Source organism: Pseudoalteromonas sp. CR1 (assembly GCF_019392235.1).
GTDB lineage: Bacteria > Pseudomonadota > Gammaproteobacteria > Enterobacterales > Alteromonadaceae > Pseudoalteromonas.
Map to the genome: position 1 here is coordinate 63,532 of NZ_JAHXRM010000006.1, position 19,892 is coordinate 83,423.

At 40.3% G+C, this 19,892-nt stretch carries 19 protein-coding genes and 1 riboswitch; of the genes, 7 read left to right on the plus strand and 12 right to left on the minus strand.

Annotation, left to right across the window (positions count from 1 at the left end; genetic code table 11):
- Position 1 precedes the first annotated feature (1 nt).
- From KZZ04_RS07370 to KZZ04_RS07385, 4 genes are all read right to left on the minus strand, one after another.
- On the minus strand, positions 2 to 1,006 hold the full coding sequence (locus KZZ04_RS07370) for an iron ABC transporter permease (protein WP_058405894.1): 1,005 nt from the start codon (positions 1,004 to 1,006) through the stop codon (positions 2 to 4).
- 1 nt (position 1,007) lies between these two features.
- Positions 1,008 to 1,808 (minus strand): ABC transporter ATP-binding protein, encoded by an 801-nt coding sequence (locus KZZ04_RS07375; RefSeq protein WP_219422293.1) that lies wholly within the window; start codon positions 1,806 to 1,808, stop codon positions 1,008 to 1,010.
- Between the two features lie 75 nt (positions 1,809 to 1,883).
- A riboswitch (cobalamin riboswitch) is annotated at positions 1,884 to 2,023 on the minus strand.
- Positions 2,024 to 2,335: 312 nt separating this feature from the next.
- Positions 2,336 to 3,265 (minus strand): porin, encoded by a 930-nt coding sequence (locus tag KZZ04_RS07380; RefSeq protein ID WP_058405857.1) that lies wholly within the window; start codon positions 3,263 to 3,265, stop codon positions 2,336 to 2,338.
- Positions 3,266 to 3,450: 185 nt separating this feature from the next.
- On the minus strand, positions 3,451 to 4,305 hold the full coding sequence (locus KZZ04_RS07385; protein WP_058405856.1) for a LysR family transcriptional regulator: 855 nt from the start codon (positions 4,303 to 4,305) through the stop codon (positions 3,451 to 3,453).
- 91 nt (positions 4,306 to 4,396) lie between these two features.
- Here KZZ04_RS07385 and KZZ04_RS07390 point away from each other — a divergent pair, with 91 nt between their 5' ends.
- Together KZZ04_RS07390 and KZZ04_RS07395 are read left to right on the plus strand one after the other, a co-directional pair.
- Entirely contained in the window at positions 4,397 to 4,771 is a 375-nt protein-coding gene (locus tag KZZ04_RS07390) for a DUF413 domain-containing protein (RefSeq protein ID WP_006793159.1), read from the plus strand.
- Between the two features lie 85 nt (positions 4,772 to 4,856).
- Positions 4,857 to 6,092 (plus strand): diguanylate cyclase, encoded by a 1,236-nt coding sequence (locus tag KZZ04_RS07395; protein WP_138529084.1) that lies wholly within the window; start codon positions 4,857 to 4,859, stop codon positions 6,090 to 6,092.
- A gap of 8 nt (positions 6,093 to 6,100) precedes the next feature.
- Here KZZ04_RS07395 and rarD read toward each other — a convergent pair whose 3' ends face one another.
- A complete protein-coding gene (gene rarD, locus KZZ04_RS07400) occupies positions 6,101 to 7,021 on the minus strand; it encodes an EamA family transporter RarD (RefSeq protein WP_058552426.1) in 921 nt (306 codons plus the stop codon).
- Positions 7,022 to 7,072: 51 nt separating this feature from the next.
- Positions 7,073 to 7,528, minus strand: coding sequence for a thioesterase family protein (locus tag KZZ04_RS07405; RefSeq protein WP_006793162.1), 456 nt, complete (start codon positions 7,526 to 7,528; stop codon positions 7,073 to 7,075).
- A gap of 107 nt (positions 7,529 to 7,635) precedes the next feature.
- Between KZZ04_RS07405 and recQ the strand changes: the two genes are divergently transcribed.
- The 4 genes from recQ (at position 7,636) to KZZ04_RS07425 (ending at position 12,353) form a co-directional block, all read left to right on the plus strand.
- Complete coding sequence (gene recQ / locus KZZ04_RS07410) at positions 7,636 to 9,459, plus strand: DNA helicase RecQ (RefSeq protein ID WP_058405853.1); 1,824 nt, start codon at positions 7,636 to 7,638, stop codon at positions 9,457 to 9,459.
- Positions 9,460 to 9,466: 7 nt separating this feature from the next.
- Positions 9,467 to 9,751, plus strand: a complete 285-nt coding sequence (locus KZZ04_RS07415) for a DUF3630 family protein (protein WP_008128966.1) — start codon at positions 9,467 to 9,469, stop codon at positions 9,749 to 9,751.
- Between the two features lie 199 nt (positions 9,752 to 9,950).
- A complete protein-coding gene (locus KZZ04_RS07420; RefSeq protein WP_219422294.1) occupies positions 9,951 to 11,660 on the plus strand; it encodes a POTRA domain-containing protein in 1,710 nt (569 codons plus the stop codon).
- 120 nt (positions 11,661 to 11,780) lie between these two features.
- Positions 11,781 to 12,353, plus strand: coding sequence for a mechanosensitive ion channel domain-containing protein (locus KZZ04_RS07425; RefSeq protein ID WP_058405850.1), 573 nt, complete (start codon positions 11,781 to 11,783; stop codon positions 12,351 to 12,353).
- Between the two features lie 60 nt (positions 12,354 to 12,413).
- On the opposite strand, the gene KZZ04_RS07430 is transcribed toward KZZ04_RS07425, so the two are convergent.
- The 3 genes from KZZ04_RS07430 to KZZ04_RS07440 all read right to left on the minus strand — a co-directional run bounded on the left by KZZ04_RS07430 (position 12,414) and on the right by KZZ04_RS07440 (position 14,860).
- The gene (locus KZZ04_RS07430; protein WP_058405849.1) at positions 12,414 to 13,472 is read right to left on the minus strand and encodes a succinylglutamate desuccinylase/aspartoacylase family protein; all 1,059 of its coding nucleotides are present in this window, start codon (positions 13,470 to 13,472) and stop codon (positions 12,414 to 12,416) included.
- Positions 13,459 to 14,364, minus strand: coding sequence for a 30S ribosomal protein S6--L-glutamate ligase (rimK, locus tag KZZ04_RS07435; RefSeq protein ID WP_058405848.1), 906 nt, complete (start codon positions 14,362 to 14,364; stop codon positions 13,459 to 13,461). The genes KZZ04_RS07430 and rimK overlap by 14 nt, the downstream gene beginning before the upstream one ends.
- A 73-nt stretch (positions 14,365 to 14,437) precedes the next feature.
- On the minus strand, positions 14,438 to 14,860 hold the full coding sequence (locus KZZ04_RS07440) for a RimK/LysX family protein (RefSeq protein ID WP_058405847.1): 423 nt from the start codon (positions 14,858 to 14,860) through the stop codon (positions 14,438 to 14,440).
- A 268-nt stretch (positions 14,861 to 15,128) separates the two neighbouring features.
- Between KZZ04_RS07440 and KZZ04_RS07445 the strand changes: the two genes are divergently transcribed.
- The gene (locus KZZ04_RS07445; protein WP_058405846.1) at positions 15,129 to 16,100 is read left to right on the plus strand and encodes a zinc transporter ZntB; all 972 of its coding nucleotides are present in this window, start codon (positions 15,129 to 15,131) and stop codon (positions 16,098 to 16,100) included.
- Positions 16,101 to 16,317: 217 nt separating this feature from the next.
- On the opposite strand, the gene rraB is transcribed toward KZZ04_RS07445, so the two are convergent.
- The 3 genes from rraB to parC all read right to left on the minus strand — a co-directional run bounded on the left by rraB (position 16,318) and on the right by parC (position 19,889).
- The gene (gene rraB, locus KZZ04_RS07450; RefSeq protein WP_058552432.1) at positions 16,318 to 16,653 is read right to left on the minus strand and encodes a ribonuclease E inhibitor RraB; all 336 of its coding nucleotides are present in this window, start codon (positions 16,651 to 16,653) and stop codon (positions 16,318 to 16,320) included.
- The gene (locus KZZ04_RS07455) at positions 16,653 to 17,366 is read right to left on the minus strand and encodes a 1-acylglycerol-3-phosphate O-acyltransferase (RefSeq protein WP_058552433.1); all 714 of its coding nucleotides are present in this window, start codon (positions 17,364 to 17,366) and stop codon (positions 16,653 to 16,655) included. The genes rraB and KZZ04_RS07455 overlap by 1 nt, the downstream gene beginning before the upstream one ends.
- A gap of 225 nt (positions 17,367 to 17,591) precedes the next feature.
- The gene (gene parC, locus KZZ04_RS07460; RefSeq protein ID WP_058405844.1) at positions 17,592 to 19,889 is read right to left on the minus strand and encodes a DNA topoisomerase IV subunit A; all 2,298 of its coding nucleotides are present in this window, start codon (positions 19,887 to 19,889) and stop codon (positions 17,592 to 17,594) included.
- Between the last annotated feature and the right edge of the window lie 3 nt (positions 19,890 to 19,892).

Here is a 19,892-nt window from a genome sequence, read left to right on the forward strand (position 1 = left end):
GCTATACCTTCGACTTTCTAAAAAAGAGTAAACTTAAGAAAAACGCACTCCCCACAGCGGCCGTGATCACCCCAACAGGTAGCTCTTGATTTTGTAGTAAAGAACGTGACAGTACATCGACCCATACCATAAATGTGCCTCCTGCTAAGCTTGTTATTAATAGCCCTGCGACGGTTCCCTGCGAGATAAAAAAGCGCACAATGTGTGGCACCATTAACCCAACAAAACCAATACCACCACACATTGCCACCAGCACAGCGGTTATTAATGAGCTTAAAATTAGCATCAGTAACCTAAATCGTTTCACTTTAACACCAAGAGTTATGGCACTTTCATCACCTAATAACATGGCATTAAGTTGGCGCCTAAAGCTAATCATTACGCAGGTACACAATGTAATCACTAAAAATGGTATCCATAGTGTTGCCCACTGCGCACGTGCAAAACTACCCAAGGTCCAAAATAAAATAGCGGCAACGGCTTGCGGCTCACTCCAATAAAGTAACAAACTAGTAAATGCACTAAATAAAAATGAGAGTGCAACACCAGCTAACAACATCGATTCAACCTGCCCACCTTGTTGCCTTGTGGCTATTAATATAAGCAAGCTCATTGCTAATAAACTACCTAGTAGCGCCGCCGCAGAAAGGGCAACGCCCGCGCTAATACCCACAAATGCCATAAGGATAACTACACCAAACGAAGCACCTGACGATATACCAAATAAATAGGGATCGGCTAATGGGTTACGTGTCACAGTTTGTAAAATTAGCCCCGCAATAGCTAAACCTGCACCGGCCAAAAACGCCAATAATGTGCGCGGCACTCTTAATTCAAAAATAATACGGCTGGTCAGTGACGAATCATTAAAATGCACAAGACTGTTAAATACATCGTTTATTGACGTATCTGTTGCGCCAAAGCTCAAAGCTAAAAACAGACTTACTGTAGCAATGACAATAAACATAAATAGCGCCGCAGAATGGCGAAATCGAGAGGCCAGCATGTTATTTATAACCATAAAAATAAGTAATATGAGGTGTGCTTTTGCCAAGCTGAGATTCTTGTGGGTGGCTATTTATCTGTGCGCATACACCAAATACATCATCAAGCATGTGCTCAGTGAGTACTTCTGCGGGCGAACCGGTATGCGTTATTTCTCCGTTTTTAATGACTACGAGCTCATCGCAAAGAGCCGCGGCTAAATTAAGATCATGAAATGAAGCAAACACCGTAACACCTAGAGACTTTGCCAATTCCATAACCTGTATTTGGTACTTAACATCAAGGTGGCTAGTGGGTTCATCCATTATTAACAGTTGAGGTTGCTGAACAATAGCACGTGCAATGAGTGCGCGTTGTTTTTCTCCTCCAGAGAGCGATTCAAAATTTTGATTGGTGTGCTGCTCAAGCCCTACCGTTTTTATAGCTTGAGTGATCTGTGTTTTTTCGCTTTGCGATGTAGAGCTAAATAACGATTTATGAGGAGTGAGGCCAAGCGCCACAACATCAAATAACGACAAGTTAAAATGCGATGGTGCTTCTTGCAAAACAACAGCAACGCACTTTGCATATTCGTCACTTTTGAGCTGCCAAATATCTCGGTTATTAAACTCTACAACCCCTTCGCTTGGCTTATTAAAACGATATAAACAACGCAGTAAACTCGATTTACCTGCACCATTGGGCCCTATTAAGCCAACAAATTTACCTGCGGGTATTTGCACATTAATATGTTTGAGAATAGATTTATTTGCTATTCCCCACGAGAGGTTTTGAACGCTTAATAATGGTGCTTTAGTTTGCAATACTCTGTCCTAGACACGAGTACCCACTTGTAATGCAACGACCAAAAAGGAGTACATTAAAATTAGCATGAGTAGGCCCGCTCATTAAAAATTGATTTGTATCTGACTTAAAGCAAAGTGCTAATTACAGTTGCGGGAACAGTTGAGGAATTGCACCTCATTCCAAATGAAGCTCTATTATGGGCGGGTAAGTAAATAATTTAAAGCAAAAAAAACCGCGCTAATAACAGCGCGGTTAAAAAGGGAGTGTTTTAACTAGGGCGTGTTGACCTTTGTGGATTTAAATTTGTTCAATCTAGGGGCGATTAAATCGCGGCGCGAGGTTTGTAACCTAGTGGGCTAAGTAAAAACCGAGCAACAAAGAGTTAATAGTCCCTAGAAAGAACCCAGAGGGCAGCGCATGTTTGGTATTTATGCTACGTTATCGCCTATTTATGGGGAATAACCACATTGCACAGGCTCTGCCTTGCCTAAAAACCAAACATACTGCTGGAAATTCAACCACCAAAGTTCAACACGTCCTGCCGTTAAAACTTATATTCCATACCTAAACCTAAGTAATCTTGGTCTACGTTGTTGTCCATATCAAAGCTTGAGTAAAAGCCAAATACTTTAATGTTTTTGTTAAGCTTGTGATCAACACCAACCGAAATAGCTGTTTTATCATCGCTATCGTCAAAGTCCATTGCCTGATACTGAACCTTAAATGTATTTTTACCCATGCTGTATGCCGCATTTAATAAGTAACCGTCACCTTCAGCTGAACCGTCTACTTTTTCTTGAGTTTGGTACATAGCACCTAGTTTAAAGTCTTCAACTTTACCCTGGATTGATGCGCGCACTACATCATAACCGTTTACTTCGCTGTCAGCTGCAATTGAGGCATAAATTGCACTCTTTTTAAGCGCTGAATCACCGTATGTTACAGCCATTGAATAACCGTTATCTGCATCTACATCATCTTCAGCAATAAAAGTAGCAAGTACTTTAAAGCCTTCGTATGAGTTTGACGCATAAGAAATTGAATCACCTAAACGGTTTTCACCTTTGAATACGTTTTTAATATCGCCTTCAAGGTCATTAAATAAATCGAGTTTACCTTGCGCTTGTTTAAACGCCGTGTCGTTACGACCCACTACTACCTGACCAAATGAGCCTTTAACACCAACGTATTGGTTACGCGCAGAAATATTATCGTCGTCGCCTTTTGAGTCTGCATCAGTTACATCAACTTGAAACTCAAACTTATAAACTGCTTCTAAGCCATCGGTAATTTTTTCAGAACCTTTAAGACCAAAGCGAGATGCGTTACTTTTAATTTCAGTAAACGACCCTTCACCGTCATCTGTAGACTGCACAGTTACATTTGCTTTACCGTAAACATCCACGTCTGCAAGTACATTAAAAGATAAACCACTTAGCAAAGCGACACATAAGCTCGATTTTACAAATTTCATGTTATTTCCTCGATAATCACAAAAGACTAATTTTTAAAACGACTGCAGTTTGTCACCACTAAATGACAGAAATATTACAAATGAAATATTTTTGACTTTTAAAGTTAATAAAACTGCATTATTTTTGAAATCAAAAGGACACGAACACTAATCAAGCAAATATGTACCCACTTAACCTCCAACGTTTAAGCGTTAAGCTCAATAGTAGGAAGTAAATTTATTAGTGTTTCTATTAGTTCCTTTTGCTCGTTATCTCTATGGTAGGCTACAAATATATCTCTTGACGTATTTTCTACGTTTTTTACATGAAATAATTCACCATTTTCTAAATGTTGCTCTACTAAAACATGAGGAATAAATGCACTGCCACCACATTGCAAAATTAAATCGAGTGCAATTCGGCCGGTGCTTGTTCTAAAGTAAGGAGGGGTTTTACCGGTAAACTGGCGTGCATGCCAAAGCGAAAATGTCGTCCCCCAGTCAACATACACGTACTGATTATCAAAAAAATTCTCGTTTGTTGCCGTGTCATACCCACTCACAGGAATAATAGGTAGTTCACAAATACGCTCAACAACTAACTCATCCACTTTTGGTGGATCGAATAAAATGGCCAAATCAAGCGTGCGCTCAAGCAATAATCGCGTACTTTCTTGTTGGGCTTTAACTTCAGCCACCAAAGACACTCCCGGCATAGCCGACACGATATTAGTAATACCAAACTGCAAAAAAGCATCCCAGATATTAGGGGTGCCCGCTAAGCTAATTTGTTTATGCATGTTGTCGGCAAGGGCCACATCTACCTTCGCGCGCTGCATACCGGTTATGATCATTTGCGCGTGAGGTAATAACCGCTCACCAGGCGCTGTTAATTGAATATTATTACGCTGGCGAATAAATAAATTAACGCCAAGTCCTTGCTCTAATTGGCGAATACGAAAGCTTACCGCCGACTGCGTTATATATAGGTTTTCTGCGGCTTTACCGAAATGACGCGTGCGCACTACTTCAACAAATGTTTTTAATAAATCGATATCCACTTTTTTATCCTCACGATAAAAATAACTTGTTTAAAAAATTGCCAAACTTGCATCATACTCCAACTAATTAATAGGGTATGAGGATATAGCTATGAGCATTAACATTTCATTACTACGCCAAGCATTTGTTAGCCAACGTCAATTTTATGATGATCAAAATTTTCCACGTGGTTTTAGCCGCAGCGGAAATTTCACCTTATTAGAAGCCAGTATACTAGAACAACATGGCATTGTTTTAAAAGGTTTATATAGTAAGACGATTGAACCACAAAATGAGCACCAAGAAAATTTTGTAGCCGTAGTAACTGGCTCACAAGAACCAACTAATCCGATTGAGCGAGCATGGCTAAAATACCTAAAGCTTACGACGTGTAAAACGAAGTTTCATACCTTGTTTGGGCGCTCTAAAATATCGAGCCCTGCGCCAATAAATCATGAAAGTTATTCAGAATCTGACAGCTTATAAACACGTAACCAATTTGCTTTTTGGCGCTTTTACGGTTACAACATGTATTAAGCAGCATTTTTGCATAATATGATTTAGGTGTTCCGTGAAGCGAAAGATATTAATAGTTGAAGATACACCTGCTATAGCGCTTGTGCAAAAACACATAGCGCTAAAGGTAGGCTACGAGGTAGATGTAGCAGAAACGTTAGCACAAACAAAAGTATTGATTAGTCAAAACGATTATTTTTGTGCGGTTGTTGATTTTATTTTGCCTGACGCACCAATGGGTGAAGCGATTACCTGCACCGTTGACGCTGAAATTCCTACCATTGTTATGACGGGAAATATAGATAAAAAAACGCGTAACATGGTAGAAAAGTACCCTATTATTGACTATATAATAAAAGAAAATAAACAGGCCTATCAATATCTTGAAAAACAGTTAAAACGTTTACCTCGCAATGAAAATGTAAAAGTACTAGTTGTTGATGACTCTATATCTACCCGCCACTATGTTGTGAGCTTATTGTTACGTCACAAATATCAAGTATCTGAAGCTGAAGATGGAAAAAAAGCACTAGAAGTTCTTGCTAACTCACCCGATATCTCAGTGATCATTACCGACAACGAAATGCCCAATATGAACGGCGATGAGTTGTGTAGCGAAATTCGCAGAATTTACAGTAACGATGAAAAGGCAATTATTGGTATTTCTGGCGCTGATTCATCTGAGCTATCAAGCTTATTCCTAAAAAATGGTGCAAACGATTACCTGCATAAACCGTTTAATAACGAAGAGTTTTATTGCAGGCTAAGCCAAAACGTTGGCATGCTTGAACAAATAGCGACAATAAAACGCCAAGCCAACACAGATTACCTAACTGACCTCCCTAATCGTCGTTATTTCTTTGAGCAAGCAAATAACTCTCTTAAAGAGCTCAGTCTCAAAAAGGTAAACGGCGCGCTGGCCATGATTGATATAGATCACTTTAAATCTATTAACGACACTTATGGCCATGATGCAGGCGACCAGGTTTTAAAAGGGCTGGCTATCTGCCTTAAAAAATACTTTGAAAAATATTTAGTTGCGCGTTTAGGTGGCGAAGAATTTGCTGTTTATTTTGCAGATGAAACCCCGCAAGAAGCGCTTAAACGACTCGAAGGGTTTAGGTATTTTGTAGAGAATAACAGCCAAGAATTTAGTAAAGACAAAATAAAACTGACTATTTCAATAGGCTTTTCTACAGGGCCTGTTTATCAAATGGATACGTTATTAAAACAGGCCGACCAAAAACTTTACGAGGCGAAAGAATCCGGCCGAAATAAGGTAGTCAGTTAAACTAAAATTTAAGCAATTTCGGCGGCTGTAATGGCCGCTTTTTTACGCTTACGTGATTGATGGTAAGAATCCCAACTAAAAATAGCCAGTGCACTCCAAATACACGCAAAGGTAATAAGCCTTTCAGTATCAAATACCTCATCGTAAAACACCACAGCAAGTATAAACATTAAACTAGGCCCAATGTATTGGAAAAAGCCAAGGGTTGTATATTGCAGGCGTTTAGCCGCACCTGTAAAGCAAAGCAGCGGTAGTGTGGTAACAATGCCTGCGCTTATAAGTAATAAGTTGGTAAGCCAATCGTTATTAGGCAAACTTGATGTAGCAGAAGGTGTCATCATCCACCAGTAAACCAGTGCTACTGGCAATAATATTAATGCCTCGAGTAATATACCGGGTAACGCCTCAACAGGCAGCTTTTTTCGTAATAGGCCATACAGTGCAAACGATATAGCAAGTGAAAAGGCCACCACAGGAAACGAGCCAAAGCTTACTAATTGAAGTATCACCCCAGAGAATGCCAACCCAACAGCAACCCCTTGAAATTTTCGGAGGCGCTCACCTAAAAAAAGCATGCCTAACAAAACATTTAAAAGCGGATTTATGTAATAACCTAAACTTGCATCAAGCATATGGTTATTGTTAATCGCCCATATAAATAAACCCCAGTTAAAACCAAGTAAACCAGAGGTAATAACTAACATTAGCATCAGCTTAGGCTGTATTATAATGTGCTTAATTTTACGCCAGTACTTTAAAACACTCACCACTAAAATTAAAAATACGACTGACCACACCACACGATGCATTAAGATTTCAAATGCGGTCACATGTTGGATTAACTTGAAATAAATGGGGGCAAGACCCCACATAACAAAAGCAAGACAAGCAAAAATTGCGCCTTTACGCTGCTCGGTAACAATTGGCATAGTAAACACTTAGTGATTTAAAAGGTCGCCAGTTTACTCGCCTAACAGATTTTATCCAACTAAATACGTGCCTGTTCCAAAAGCTATTTGCACTGATTGCTCGTTATGTAATTCCATTCTGCACACGCACACTTTATTACCTGAACGAATAAGCGTGGCACTGGCGGTAAACACATCCCCTTTTCCCGGGCGCAAATAATCAGTGCGTAAATCAATAGTGCCAAGTGTTGCTAATTTTTTTTGCACACTGTTCATATCTAAATCGGTTAGCTTGTCTATCACACTGGCCGCTGCAAGCATGCCGCCTACGTTATCAAGTACGGCTGAAATAATCCCACCATGAAGAATTTTTTGAGCTGGGTTACCTATAAAAACATCCTGCCAGGGAAATGTAATTTTAGCTTGTTCTGGGCTAAGTGATTCTACCGATATATTTAAAAATTGATTAAACGGCATGCCATTTACAAATAGCGCACCCACTTGTTCAATTAACATTTCTTTATTCATTATTATTCTCTGAAATTAATAGGTACAACGAGTAAAACATACCTTGTGTAAAACTACGAGCGTAAAGCTAAAGACATCTTATAAAAAAAACACTAAAATACCCGCCAATGAATACATCTACGCTTCCTTCAAGCACGTTAGTGCGAAAACCCGAGACTGTCCTCAAACAAGTGTTTGGTTACAGCGAATTTCGAGATGGCCAAAAAGCCGTTATTGATGCCGCTTTAAATGGTCAGGACACACTTGTTTTGCTACCCACTGGTGGCGGGAAATCTGTGTGTTATCAAATTCCGGCATTAGTTCTTGAAGGGGTTACTATTGTTATCTCACCACTTATTTCACTTATGCAAGATCAAGTTGCGCAGCTTCAAGCTTTAGGTGTAAAAGCGGCTTATGTGAATAACAGCCTAGCACGCGAAGAACAGCAGTCAGTTTATCAGCAACTTCACCAAGGGCTTATTAAACTATTATATGTAGCCCCAGAGAAAGTATTACAACGTGACTTTTTAGAGCGATTATCGCATTTAAAAATAAGCTTATTTGCCATTGACGAAGCGCATTGTGTGTCGCATTGGGGGCATGATTTTAGGCCGCATTATTTTCGCTTAAACGAACTTAAGCAGCGTTTTGCTCACGTGCCTATGATGGCCCTGACCGCCACCGCAGATAAAGCCACACGCTTTGATATTGTTGAACAGTTAAAACTTCAGCAGCCTTACATTCACACTGGCAGTTTCGACAGACCTAATATTCGTTACACCATAGAAGAGAAATTTAAACCTATGGTGCAACTGTTGCGCTACCTAAAAGAACAAAAAAACCAAAGTGGCATTATTTATTGCACTAGTCGAAAGCGTGTTGACGACATAGCAGAAAAGCTGGCCGATGCAGGCCTTAATGCAGCCGCTTACCATGCAGGTATGAGTAATGAACAACGCCAGTTTGTGCAAACAGGGTTTGCCCGTGATGATATCCAAATAGTCGTTGCTACTGTGGCTTTTGGTATGGGTATAAACAAACCCAATGTACGCTTTGTACTGCATTACGACATACCTAAAAGCATAGAAGCGTACTATCAAGAAACAGGCAGAGCAGGACGCGACGGCTTAGCCGCAGAAGCAATCATGTACTTTGATCCTGCCGATATAGGCCGTGTAAGGCGATTTTTTGAAGACATTGACGATGAACAACGTCGAAGAGTAGAAGAGCAACGCTTTAATGCTATGGCAAGCTTTGCTGAGGCGCAAACGTGTCGTCGTCAGATACTGCTTAACTACTTTAGTGAATACCAACGAGAACAATGTGGTAACTGCGATATTTGCTTAAATCCACCTAAAAGCTTTGACGGAACGCTTGTTGCCCAGCAAGCACTTTCGTGTGTATACAGAGCTGAGCAGCGATTTGGTTTAGGGTACATTGTAGAACTATTACGCGGTGCCAACACGAGTCGTATTCGCGATAACAATCATCACCAGTTGAGCACCTATGGTATTGGTAAAGACAGAAGTAGTGAGTTTTGGCTGAGTATTTTACGCCAACTCATTCACCAAGGGTTACTAAGCCAAGATATAACGCAAGGCGCTTCGTTGCGATTAACCGAAGCCGCCCGCGCTATATTAAAAAGCGAATATGCACTGCAATTAGCTGAGCCTCGATTACAAGCAAAACACGTATACCAAGATAAGCTCGCGCAATTTAATTACGATAAAAAACTATTCGCTCGCTTGCGTTCATTACGCAAAGAGCTAGCCGATGCCGACGATGTGCCACCGTATGTGGTATTTAACGATAAAACGTTAGCCGAAATGGCGCAGCTCATGCCTACCAACGACAGTGAATTTTTAAAAGTGTCGGGGGTTGGTTTTACCAAATTAAATAAATATGGCGGTGCTTTTTTAACAGCAATTCGCAACTACTTAGCCACACAATAAGCATAATATGAGCAAAATAGATTACGACCACACACACCAATGCATCATCATTACCCCGACAGAGCCACCTCACGATGAAGACTTTGAGCTGTGGAGTACATTATTCCTACATTCGGACGATATCGCTATTAGCGAGTATTCGGCGGGAGCCGATAGGCATCAGGTGCGCTTTTCTTATAGCCAACAAACATTTAATTTAAATTACGAGCATTACAGTCAAAGTATTTGGATTAACGGCGAAGGGCCTGAAGCAGAACATTTATTAGCCGCGTTGGCTTTTTATTTAAATTAACCCGATTTAGCGATGGATGAATAAACTGTTTTTATAATCGGGCAATAGTTAACACCTAAACGACTCTTTTTAACAAATAGTTTTTAATAAACTAAATTAATTATTTTTTAACCCCCTATGCTTTTTACTTACATTTAAATAACAATGATGTAAGCTAATATTACGGGTGTAGTTTACTACGCAGTAAATAAGGGGTTAAATGATCAGTAATACGTGGTTTTCACCCTGTTGTGTTGGGGTTATTGTTCTGTGTCTATTAATGTCTAATGCTTATGCAGAGCCATTTCCTACAAACACAGGTACCTGCCCGCTTGAATCATCAATACATTTGAGTGAAGAAAAATTACGTCGCCAACTCAGCGATGAAACGCTACTGGTTGCTACAAAACCAAATGCTAGAATAGCCACTATTACGCTAGAACAACTCAATGTATTTAATACTGCGCTGGAAGAAGAAAATAACGCACTGTTTAGATTTGCTAACCGCGCGCACATTCAAACCGAACCTGAAGTAATCAAAAACCTACTGCTTTTTAACTCTGGCGACCTTTACGATGCTAAAAAACTTTCTGAATCGGAGCGCCTGCTGCGAAAAGAAAACTACCTTTACGACGCACAAATTAGCGCAACAGAAAACTGTGATGGCGATATAGATGTTAAAGTAATTACCCGTGATTTATGGACGCTCTTGCCAGAAATAAACTTTAGCCGCAGCGGTGGAGAAAATAAATCGAGTATTGGTTTTAGAGAATCAAACTTGTTTGGCTGGGGAAAAAGATTGTCTTTTTCTCGCACAACCGACAGCGACCGCAGTGGTTACTTATTTGTTTACGACGATCCTAATATTTTTTCTAGCCGCTACCGTGGTCGCATAGAGTATGCAGATAACAGCGATGGTAAGCGTCATTTACTTGAGCTTACTTATCCATTTTATGCCATAGATACACCTTACAGTTACGGTATTTTAAGCTATTCAGAACAACGAGAAGAATCACTATACCGACGTGGTAAAGAGATCAGTGAGTTTGATCAAACAACTGATCTAAATCGCATTTTTATCGGCCACTCTAAGGCACTCAGTAATAACTGGACTCAGCGAATTAGCTTAGGTTATGTAGATGAGCAGCATACATTTACTGCTATTCAAACCACATTTGAGCCTTTAGCTAAAGATAGAAGCTACAGTTATCCCTATATTAGTGGTCATTGGTTTGAGGATAATTTTATTAAGGTGCGTAATTTTGACAGCATTTATCGCACTGAAGATTTAAACCTAGGTTGGAATGCAAAAGCACTGCTGGGTTATTCAGATGAATCGTTGAGTAACGATGATAGCCGCCTTGTTTATTCGCTTAATGTGAAAACAGCGCATTTTTCTGGCGATAATACGCTTTGGCGTTTTAGCACGGATTTAGAGGGATTTTGGAACGAAGAACAAAAGCAACTCGAAAACTTTAAAGCGACATCGCAAGTACAATATTATCTAAATACAAGTGTTGATCAATCTTGGTATGTAAAAGGCCGCGTGCAATACACAAAAAACCTAACTGCCGACCAACAGCTTACCTTAGGTGGCGAAACAGGCCTGCGTGGCTACCCTATGGGTTACCAACATGGCGACCGTAGCTTTTTAGTGAGCCTAGAAAAACGCTACTACTGGGAGTACGATTTACTACAACTATTCAAAGTAGGTGGCGCGGGCTTTATAGATATTGGTAGAGCATGGTTTAATAACCAAACAAATGGCGAAAATAATCATGTACTCAAAAATGTGGGCGTTGGTTTGCGCCTAGCGCCGAGTAGAGCAAATGCAGGCACTATGATCCATCTTGATATAGCCGCTCCCATAGATAGCGCTGATGATGTCGACTCTGTGCAGTGGCTTGTCAGTGTAAAAAAATCTTTTTAAATTGCTACTTAGCGCCAAAATAACACGCTAAACTAAGGCCTTTAAGCTAGTTGAAATTCAACCTAACGTGTTGCTTTATTTACTACTTTTAACTACCACATAACTGTAAAAGGCGCTATTTTGGAATTTTTAGATGTTTTAGAATTACTCACCGATCAATATAAACTCATCGTGACCGTTATTGCCTTGTTACTTTTTCCAGTGCTATTAAAGCTAACTAAAAAGTTACTTGAGCAAGCCATTAAAGGTAAAGTAGATTTACATCGTAAATACCGCGCAGAGTTACTACTTAAAATTATTCTCGCCTTTGTCATGTTATGTTTAGTGTTAGTATTTTGGGGTATTGAACTACGAGGGCTACTGGTTCTGGGCTCGTCACTCTTTGCAATGTTAGGTGTCGCGCTATTTGCAGCATGGTCATTACTGAGCAATCTAACCGCATTTTTATTAATGTTTATTCAAAACGACTGCCGTGTTGGTTTTTGGGTACGTATTATTGACGGCGCAAATCATGTTGAAGGTAGAATTGTCGAGATGGGCTTAATGAATGTTGTACTTGAACATATTGATGGGCACCGCGTAATTTACCCAAATAATTTATTTGTTACGCGCCCTGTACTCGTTTTAAACGCAGAGCCTAAACCATCAAAAGCGCCGGTAATTAAGCGAATTATAGGCCCTAAAAAATCATAAATTTTGCATAAAAAAAGCCGTTTTAGTAACTAAAACGGCTTTTTAATAGCTGCTAAAGGGTTAGTTATTTAACTCTGCCGTTTTTAGTTCTTCATCTAAATCATTTATTTCATCAATAAATGTTTCTAATTGCTGCTCAACCAAGCTATTAGCATGAGCAAAATAAGCAATATGAAAAACTGCATCACCTTCATTAACCAATGGCATAGTTTGCTGACCAATTACAATACCACTTCGTGGTGCTAGTAACTCAAGTTCAGAGTCACCAAGCGGGCTACTTATATAAGCAAGTATTTGCCCTTTTGTTACGCGCTCACCCAGCGACACTTGAGCACGTACAATGCCATCTACTTCAGCACGTACCCAGCTTGTAGAGCTTGCAATGACAGGCTCTGGTAGTTTTTTAGGGCGTTTGCCGCGCATCATTTTTAAATGGCGCATTACATAGTCAACCCCTTGCACGCCGGCGGCTATTGCAATTGGGTCAAAACGCAGTGCCTCACCCGCTTCATAAGTAATAACCGGTATGCCTAAATTAGCCGCTTCACTTCTTAGTGAGCCATTGCGTAGCGAGGCATCAATCACCGCCGGTGTACCAAAGGCTTTGGCCATCTGCGCAGTAGCTTCATCCGCCAAATTTGCACGTATTTGTGGCAAGTTTGTTCGGTGAATAGCCCCTGTATGTAAATCAATAATATGCGTGCAATGCACCGCAACTTGATTGAAAAACATATAAGCCATACGACCCGCTAGCGACCCTCTTTCAGAACCAGGGAAACTGCGGTTCATATCGCGACGGTCAGGTAAATAGCGCGACTTATGAATAAAGCCAAACACATTCACAATTGGCACAGCGATAAGCGTGCCACGTAACTGGTTTGGATCAATTTTAGCCAGTAATTGACGAACAACTTCTACCCCATTTAGCTCATCGCCATGGATAGCGGCACATACCATCAGTACAGGGCCTTCCATTACGCCATTAACAACCTCTATAGGAATATTAAGGGGTGAGTGGGTATAAAGTTTTGCAGCTTCTAAAGCTAACGTTTTACGTTCACCAACACCAATACTTTCACCTAGTAAAGTGAAAGGGCGGTTAATTTTAACCTTTGCCACGAGTTGCGGTTCCTTTACTTGAGGCATTCTTTTCGATGAAATCAATCACCATACCTGCAATATCTTTACCTGTTGCTATTTCAATACCTTCAAGACCTGGTGATGAGTTAACTTCCATCACTAAAGGCCCACGAGATGAACGAAGTAAATCCACACCCGCTACGTTTAATCCCATCGCTTTAGCAGCAGCAACTGCTGTTTTACGCTCTTCAGGAGTAATACGTACTAATGTTGCGCTACCGCCACGATGAAGGTTTGAGCGGAACTCACCTTCTTGTGCTTGACGTTTCATTGCTGCAATTACTTTATCACCTAATACAAAACAGCGAATATCCGCACCACCCGCTTCTTTAATGTATTCCTGAACCATAATGTTAGCTTTTAAGCCCATAAATGCTTCAATTACACTCTCTGCAGCTTTACGCGTTTCAGCCAGTACAACACCAATCCCTTGTGTACCTTCGAGTAATTTAATAACAACCGGTGCACCACCAACCATTTCTAACAAATCTTTTACATCATCTGGTTTACTCGCAAAACCTGTAACAGGCATGCCTACGCCCTTGCGTGACAATAACTGCAATGAGCGCAATTTATCGCGCGAACGAGAAATAGCCACAGATTCGTTTACTGGGTATACCCCCATCATTTCAAATTGGCGTAAAACTGCACAGCCGTAAAAGGTGACTGATGCGCCAATACGCGGCACAATTGCATCAAAATCTTTTAAATTTTCACCACGATAGTGAATTTCTGGCTGTTCAGAGTTTATATTCATGTAAGAGCGAAGTGCGTCTATTACTTTCACTTCGTGCCCACGAGCCTCTGCAGCCTCGATTAAACGACGTGTTGAATATAACTTTCTGTTACGAGATAAAATACCGATTTTCATAGTTAAAACCTTAACTAAATTTTACAGCATTGGTGCTTAATGGCTGCTTTTTGCAGCATAAGCCCAATACTTTTTATAATAAATGAGATAATGCCGTGTCAACAACGACACGATTCTCCATGGCTGTTCTACCTAGCAACATTCTAAACTTCATGGTTGCGCGGCTTGTGAGGGTGACTTCAATAGGCCAGCTATGTTCACCCGCGTGTAATATTGTTTCTATAAAATAACGCAATTGCTTTTCACCACTAGAGCTGGTTACGTATTTCATTTTTTTCACTTTAGCATTACAAGTAATCTGAGTCTCTTCGTCATCTTGTAATGGTTGAGCTATAAATTTAACCCACTTTTCGCCATCAACTTCGTATTCTTCAATGTTAATAGCATGAATACATGAAGTACGTGCTCCGGTGTCAACTTTAGCCTTGATCCGCTCAATACCAAGCTCAGGTAAACTTAACCACTCACGCCAACCTATTGTTATTTTTGTCGTCATAAATGTGCCCTTAGTAAAAAAGAGGTTTATACGCTATAGAAATAAAAAGACCAACAAAATAAATTTATCTTACCGATGAATCGATTTGATTGATCTTTAATGCCTATTAGTCTCACAATGCACGTCTTGCTGCAATATAATTAAGCCAGCATTTAGGCTAGACCAATAATTTAAAAAGTATCTTAACTTATTAAAAGTAAATATGTTTTGGTCAGTTAGATACACTATAGTTTATAGTATTAAAATTACACTATTATGAGACATTATTATGATTAACGGTTTGCTTCACGCCCTAGTGCTTGATGAAAAAGGCGGTGCTCGCGCTATACAAAGCAGCGAAGATCTTCACAACTGGCAACCTGAGCAAGGTAAGTTATGGGTCCATATGGATTATAGCCAAACCGATGTTGTGAACTGGCTCAAACACTGTGAGCTTTTAACCGATTACGAATTAGAATCGTTTATAGCAGATGAAACACGCCCACGTATTACTCAGTCTACAAATGGGCACTTGCTGTTTTTGCGCGGTGTAAACTTAAATCCGGCGCAAAGCCCAGAAGACATGGTGTCGGTACGTTTATTTATTAACGAAAATATAGTTATTACTTCTCGTAAGCGTCGCCTTTTATCTATTGACGATGTACTCACTTCATTAAAGGATAATAAAGGCCCGTGCTCTATATCTGAGCTTGTGTGCGCTATTACACAAAAACTGACTTCACGCATGCAAAGTGTTATTGATTCTTTAGATGAAACACTTGATGACTTTGAAGAAGAAATTGACGAGCCAAGTAAGCGCTTTGACAACCAAGCGCTATCGCAGTTACGCCGCCAAACTATTGCGCTAAAACGTTATTTAAAACCTCAAAAAGAGGCGCTCACTACAATGGTAAACGGTAATTATGAGTGGCTTTTGGATGACGATAAAGCAAAACTAAACGAAACCACTAACCTACTAATTCGCTACCTTGAAGAGCTAGACAGCTCAATAGAGCGCGCACAAATTATTCAACAAACAGTAACTAACCATGTTTCTGAGCAGTTAAACCAACGTATGTATGTGATGTCAGTAGTGGCAGCCTTGTTTTTACCTTTAGGCTTTTTAACTGGTTTGCTTGGGGTTAACGTAGGCGGTATACCTGGAACAGACAACCCTTACGCATTTACGCTATTTATTGTGTTTTTAGTGATACTTACCGGTGGTATTGGCGTGTATTTTAAAAATAAAAAATGGCTCTAATAGTATTAAGTAATCTATCTTGAGGCTGAAAAATCATGTCATGACAGGGCAAATGTTTAGTTATTCTAAATACATAAGTTTAAACCATGGCCTCCCAGATTTAGCCCTTCAAGTTTATTAAGTATTGATATGAACCTGATATAGCAATCAATTAAAAACTAAAAAGGCGCGCATTGTTAAATGCTCGCCTTTTTTGATATTTGTATAGAGCTATTAATTACTCTTGAAAGTAAGTGCCCCAACCGTCGTATTCAACGTCGCACTCAATAGCAAGCGCTGCTAGTTTATCAACGTCTTCCATAATGACGTCTACGTCTAGCTCAGCTTCTACTACTATGTCGAAGCTCCAAATTTTGCTGCCATCTTCAAGCTCAAGCTCTGCTGGCTCTTCAACATCGTAACCTAGTTTAAAAGCAGCCAATGCAGCTTGCTCTAGCTTAGGGAAGTCTTCACACACAAAGTGGTGTTCTACTTCATAAAGTATTTCAGGATCTGATCCATCTTCAAGTAATGAACTTACGATGTCTTCACTTATTTCGCGCCAGTTTTCCATTATTTCTCTCTCACTTGAGCATCTAATTCGTTTATTTTAGCAGCCATAACAGTATGTACGTTTTGAGCGTGCTCTCGCGCACTTATACTTTTATCAAGTGATATAGGCGCTAACATTTCGATGTAAATTGTACCATTATCCCAACGATTTAGCTTAATGCTTTTGTGCGTTGTATTCATACATACGGGAACCACTGGCACATCGGCGCTCATAGCGGTATGAAAAGCACCTGTTTTAAAAGGCAATAAACCGCGCCCATAGCTGCGAGTACCTTCAGCAAAAACCCAAACCGATAAACCATTTTTCTTTATTTTTTCAGCTGCTTTTGAAATAGTACCAGCCGCTTTTGAACGATTTGCTCTATCTATTAAAATATTACCTGACAGCCAATAAAGCTGACCAAAAAATGGGATCCACTTTAAGCTCTTTTTACCAAGGCTTACACAGTTTTTTGGTACCATTGCTGGTACTGTAAATAAATCATAGCTATTTTGATGATTAGCAACGTACACTGCAGGGCCAATATTTTCAGCATCTTTATGGCGTGTAAGCACTAATTTAACACCGATCATTTTGGCCATAGAACCAAACCAACCTGCAATTATGTGAACATTATTTGGGTGAAAGGGCCTAACTAATGAAAGCAATAAACCAAAAATACAACTCAATAATATAAACATAAACATAATAAAAACACGTATTACAGCTAACAAACTCGTTCTCCAAATCAATTGTGTGCGGTGCGCATGTCATTACGCACTATGACACTATTATAGCGTTATTTTGTGACACAGACGAGACAATAGCGAACAACTGTACGCTGAAATAGAGTCGATGCTAAAATTAATTGACTAACACAAAACAATAAGGTGATAAAAATAGAGTTGTATAAACAAAAACGGCCTGCAATTGCAGGCCGTAATACTTTAACTCAACGCTTATGATTCATCTGTTGCACTTTCAACAGGCTCTTCATCTTGAGGTGTTAACTCAACAACGGCTTCATCAACACGTTGCAAGCCTCGCGGTAATTTGTTACCTCGACGACCTCGCTCTCCATGGTAATGCTCTAAATCTGTTGGTTTAAGGGTTAGCTTGCGTTTGCCGGCATGTAATGTAACGCTACTTCCAAGCGGAACAACAGCCAGTACTTTCACAAACTCTTCTCTAGCCTGTACCTTTGCACCAGGAATAGAAATAATTTTATTGCCCTTACCTTTACCTAGCTTAGGTAAATCGCGCAGTGGAAATAAAAGCATTCGCCCTTCATTAGAAATAGCCATACAGTAATCGCTAGCTACATCGCTCACTCTAATCGGCTGCAGTAAAATACCGCCTTTAGGCACACTCACTAACGCTTTACCGTTTTTATTTTTACTCACAAGATCTTTAAAATCAGTGATAAAACCATAACCGGCATCTGACGCCATAAGCAACACTTGGTTATCTTCAGCCATAACAACATGCTCAAAGTTAGCACCCGATGTTAAGTTAAAGCGCCCCGTCATAGGCTCGCCTTGGCTACGCGCCGACGGTAAACTATGTGCGTCAGTAGCAAAAGCGCGCCCAGCTGAGTCTAAAAACACAGCAGGCTGGTTACTCTTACCACGAGCAGAAGCCCTATAGGCATCACCCGAACGATAACTTAAGCCTTCTGCATCCAAGTCATGGCCTTTACCGACACGTGCCCACCCTTTGTCTGAAAGAACAACAGTCACTGACTCTGATGGTATTAAATCTTTTTCGTTAAGGGCTTTAGCTTCGCTACGTTCAATAACTGGTGAGCGACGATCGTCGCCATACATTTCTGCAGCTTCTTGAATTTCTTTTTTAAGCAGCGTTGACATACGACGATCTGAACCTAGTGTTAGTTCTAACTTATCACGCTCTTTGGCAAGCTCATCTTGCTCGCCACGAATTTTAAACTCTTCTAGTTTAGCTAAATGGCGAAGTTTTAACTCTAAAATAGCTTCTGCTTGTATATCGGTTAAATCAAAGCGCTGCATTAAAATAGGCTTTGGCTTATCTTCACTACGGATAATCTCAATCACTTCATCAATATTTAAGAACGCTGCTAATAAGCCTTCTAAAATATGTAAGCGTGCGAGTACTTTATCTAAACGATACTGCAAACGACGACGAACAGTTTCGCGCCTAAACATGAGCCATTCACTTAAAATACTACGCAGGTCTTTGACTTGCGGGCGGCCATCTAGCCCGAGCATGTTTAAGTTAACACGGTAGTTTTTCTCTAAATCGGTGGTCGCAAACAGGTGAGCCATTAATGGCTCAGCTTTAATACGATTAGAGCGCGGTATAATCACTATACGTGTTGGATTTTCGTGATCTGACTCGTCACGTAAATCAGCAATCATAGGCAGTTTTTTCGCGTTCATTTGCGCTGCTATTTGCTCAAGTACTTTACCGCCTGAACACTGATGCGGAAGCGCGGTGATCACTATATCGCCTTGCTCTTCGGTATACACCGCACGCATTTTAATCGAGCCTCGACCGGTTTTATATATTTTATGAATGTCGGCTTTTGGGGTAATTATTTCTGCATCGGTTGGGTAGTCAGGTGCGTGTACTAGCTCTAATAATTCATCAAGTTCTGTTTTTGGTTTATCGAGTAATAAACAACATGCACTGGCAACTTCTCGCACGTTATGCGGCGGAATATCAGTCGCCATACCAACAGCAATACCGGTAATGCCGTTAAGTAAAATATGCGGTAAGCGCGAAGGTAATACTAAGGGTTCATCCATTGTGCCATCAAAATTTGGCGTCCAATCAACAGTGCCTTGGCCAAGCTCTTTTAGTAGTACTTCTGAAAATTTAGATAAACGCGCTTCTGTATAACGCATTGCAGCAAATGATTTAGGATCATCAGCAGCGCCCCAGTTTCCTTGGCCGTCAACAAGTGGATACCGATACGAAAACGGTTGCGCCATAAGTACCATCGCTTCGTAACAGGCACTATCTCCATGCGGGTGATATTTACCGAGTACGTCACCCACGGTACGGGCTGACTTTTTATATTTAGCAGCGGCCGATAAACCTAATTCGCTCATCGCGTAAATAATACGACGCTGCACGGGTTTTAAGCCATCACCCACATGGGGTAAAGCACGATCCATGATCACGTACATGGAATAGTTTAAATAGGCGTCTTCAGTAAAGCGCCCCATTGTTTGTTGCTCTATTCCTTGCATCAGCAAGGTATCTGTATCACTCATTAA

Bases quoted from the DNA above. Each gene is read 5' to 3' on its own strand.
- KZZ04_RS07445 (WP_058405846.1), top strand. From the start codon at position 15,129: ATGATTAACGGTTTGCTTCACGCCCTAGTGCTTGATGAAAAAGGCGGT.
- rimK (WP_058405848.1), bottom strand. From the start codon at position 14,364: ATGAAAATCGGTATTTTATCTCGTAACAGAAAGTTATATTCAACACGT.
- parC (WP_058405844.1), bottom strand. From the start codon at position 19,889: ATGAGTGATACAGATACCTTGCTGATGCAAGGAATAGAGCAACAAACA.
- KZZ04_RS07405 (WP_006793162.1), bottom strand. From the start codon at position 7,528: ATGAATAAAGAAATGTTAATTGAACAAGTGGGTGCGCTATTTGTAAAT.
- KZZ04_RS07420 (WP_219422294.1), top strand. From the start codon at position 9,951: ATGATCAGTAATACGTGGTTTTCACCCTGTTGTGTTGGGGTTATTGTT.
- KZZ04_RS07380 (WP_058405857.1), bottom strand. From the start codon at position 3,265: ATGAAATTTGTAAAATCGAGCTTATGTGTCGCTTTGCTAAGTGGTTTA.
- KZZ04_RS07415 (WP_008128966.1), top strand. From the start codon at position 9,467: ATGAGCAAAATAGATTACGACCACACACACCAATGCATCATCATTACC.
- KZZ04_RS07390 (WP_006793159.1), top strand. From the start codon at position 4,397: ATGAGCATTAACATTTCATTACTACGCCAAGCATTTGTTAGCCAACGT.
- rraB (WP_058552432.1), bottom strand. From the start codon at position 16,653: ATGGAAAACTGGCGCGAAATAAGTGAAGACATCGTAAGTTCATTACTT.
- recQ (WP_058405853.1), top strand. From the start codon at position 7,636: ATGAATACATCTACGCTTCCTTCAAGCACGTTAGTGCGAAAACCCGAG.
- rarD (WP_058552426.1), bottom strand. From the start codon at position 7,021: ATGCCAATTGTTACCGAGCAGCGTAAAGGCGCAATTTTTGCTTGTCTT.
- KZZ04_RS07440 (WP_058405847.1), bottom strand. From the start codon at position 14,860: ATGACGACAAAAATAACAATAGGTTGGCGTGAGTGGTTAAGTTTACCT.
- KZZ04_RS07370 (WP_058405894.1), bottom strand. From the start codon at position 1,006: ATGCTGGCCTCTCGATTTCGCCATTCTGCGGCGCTATTTATGTTTATT.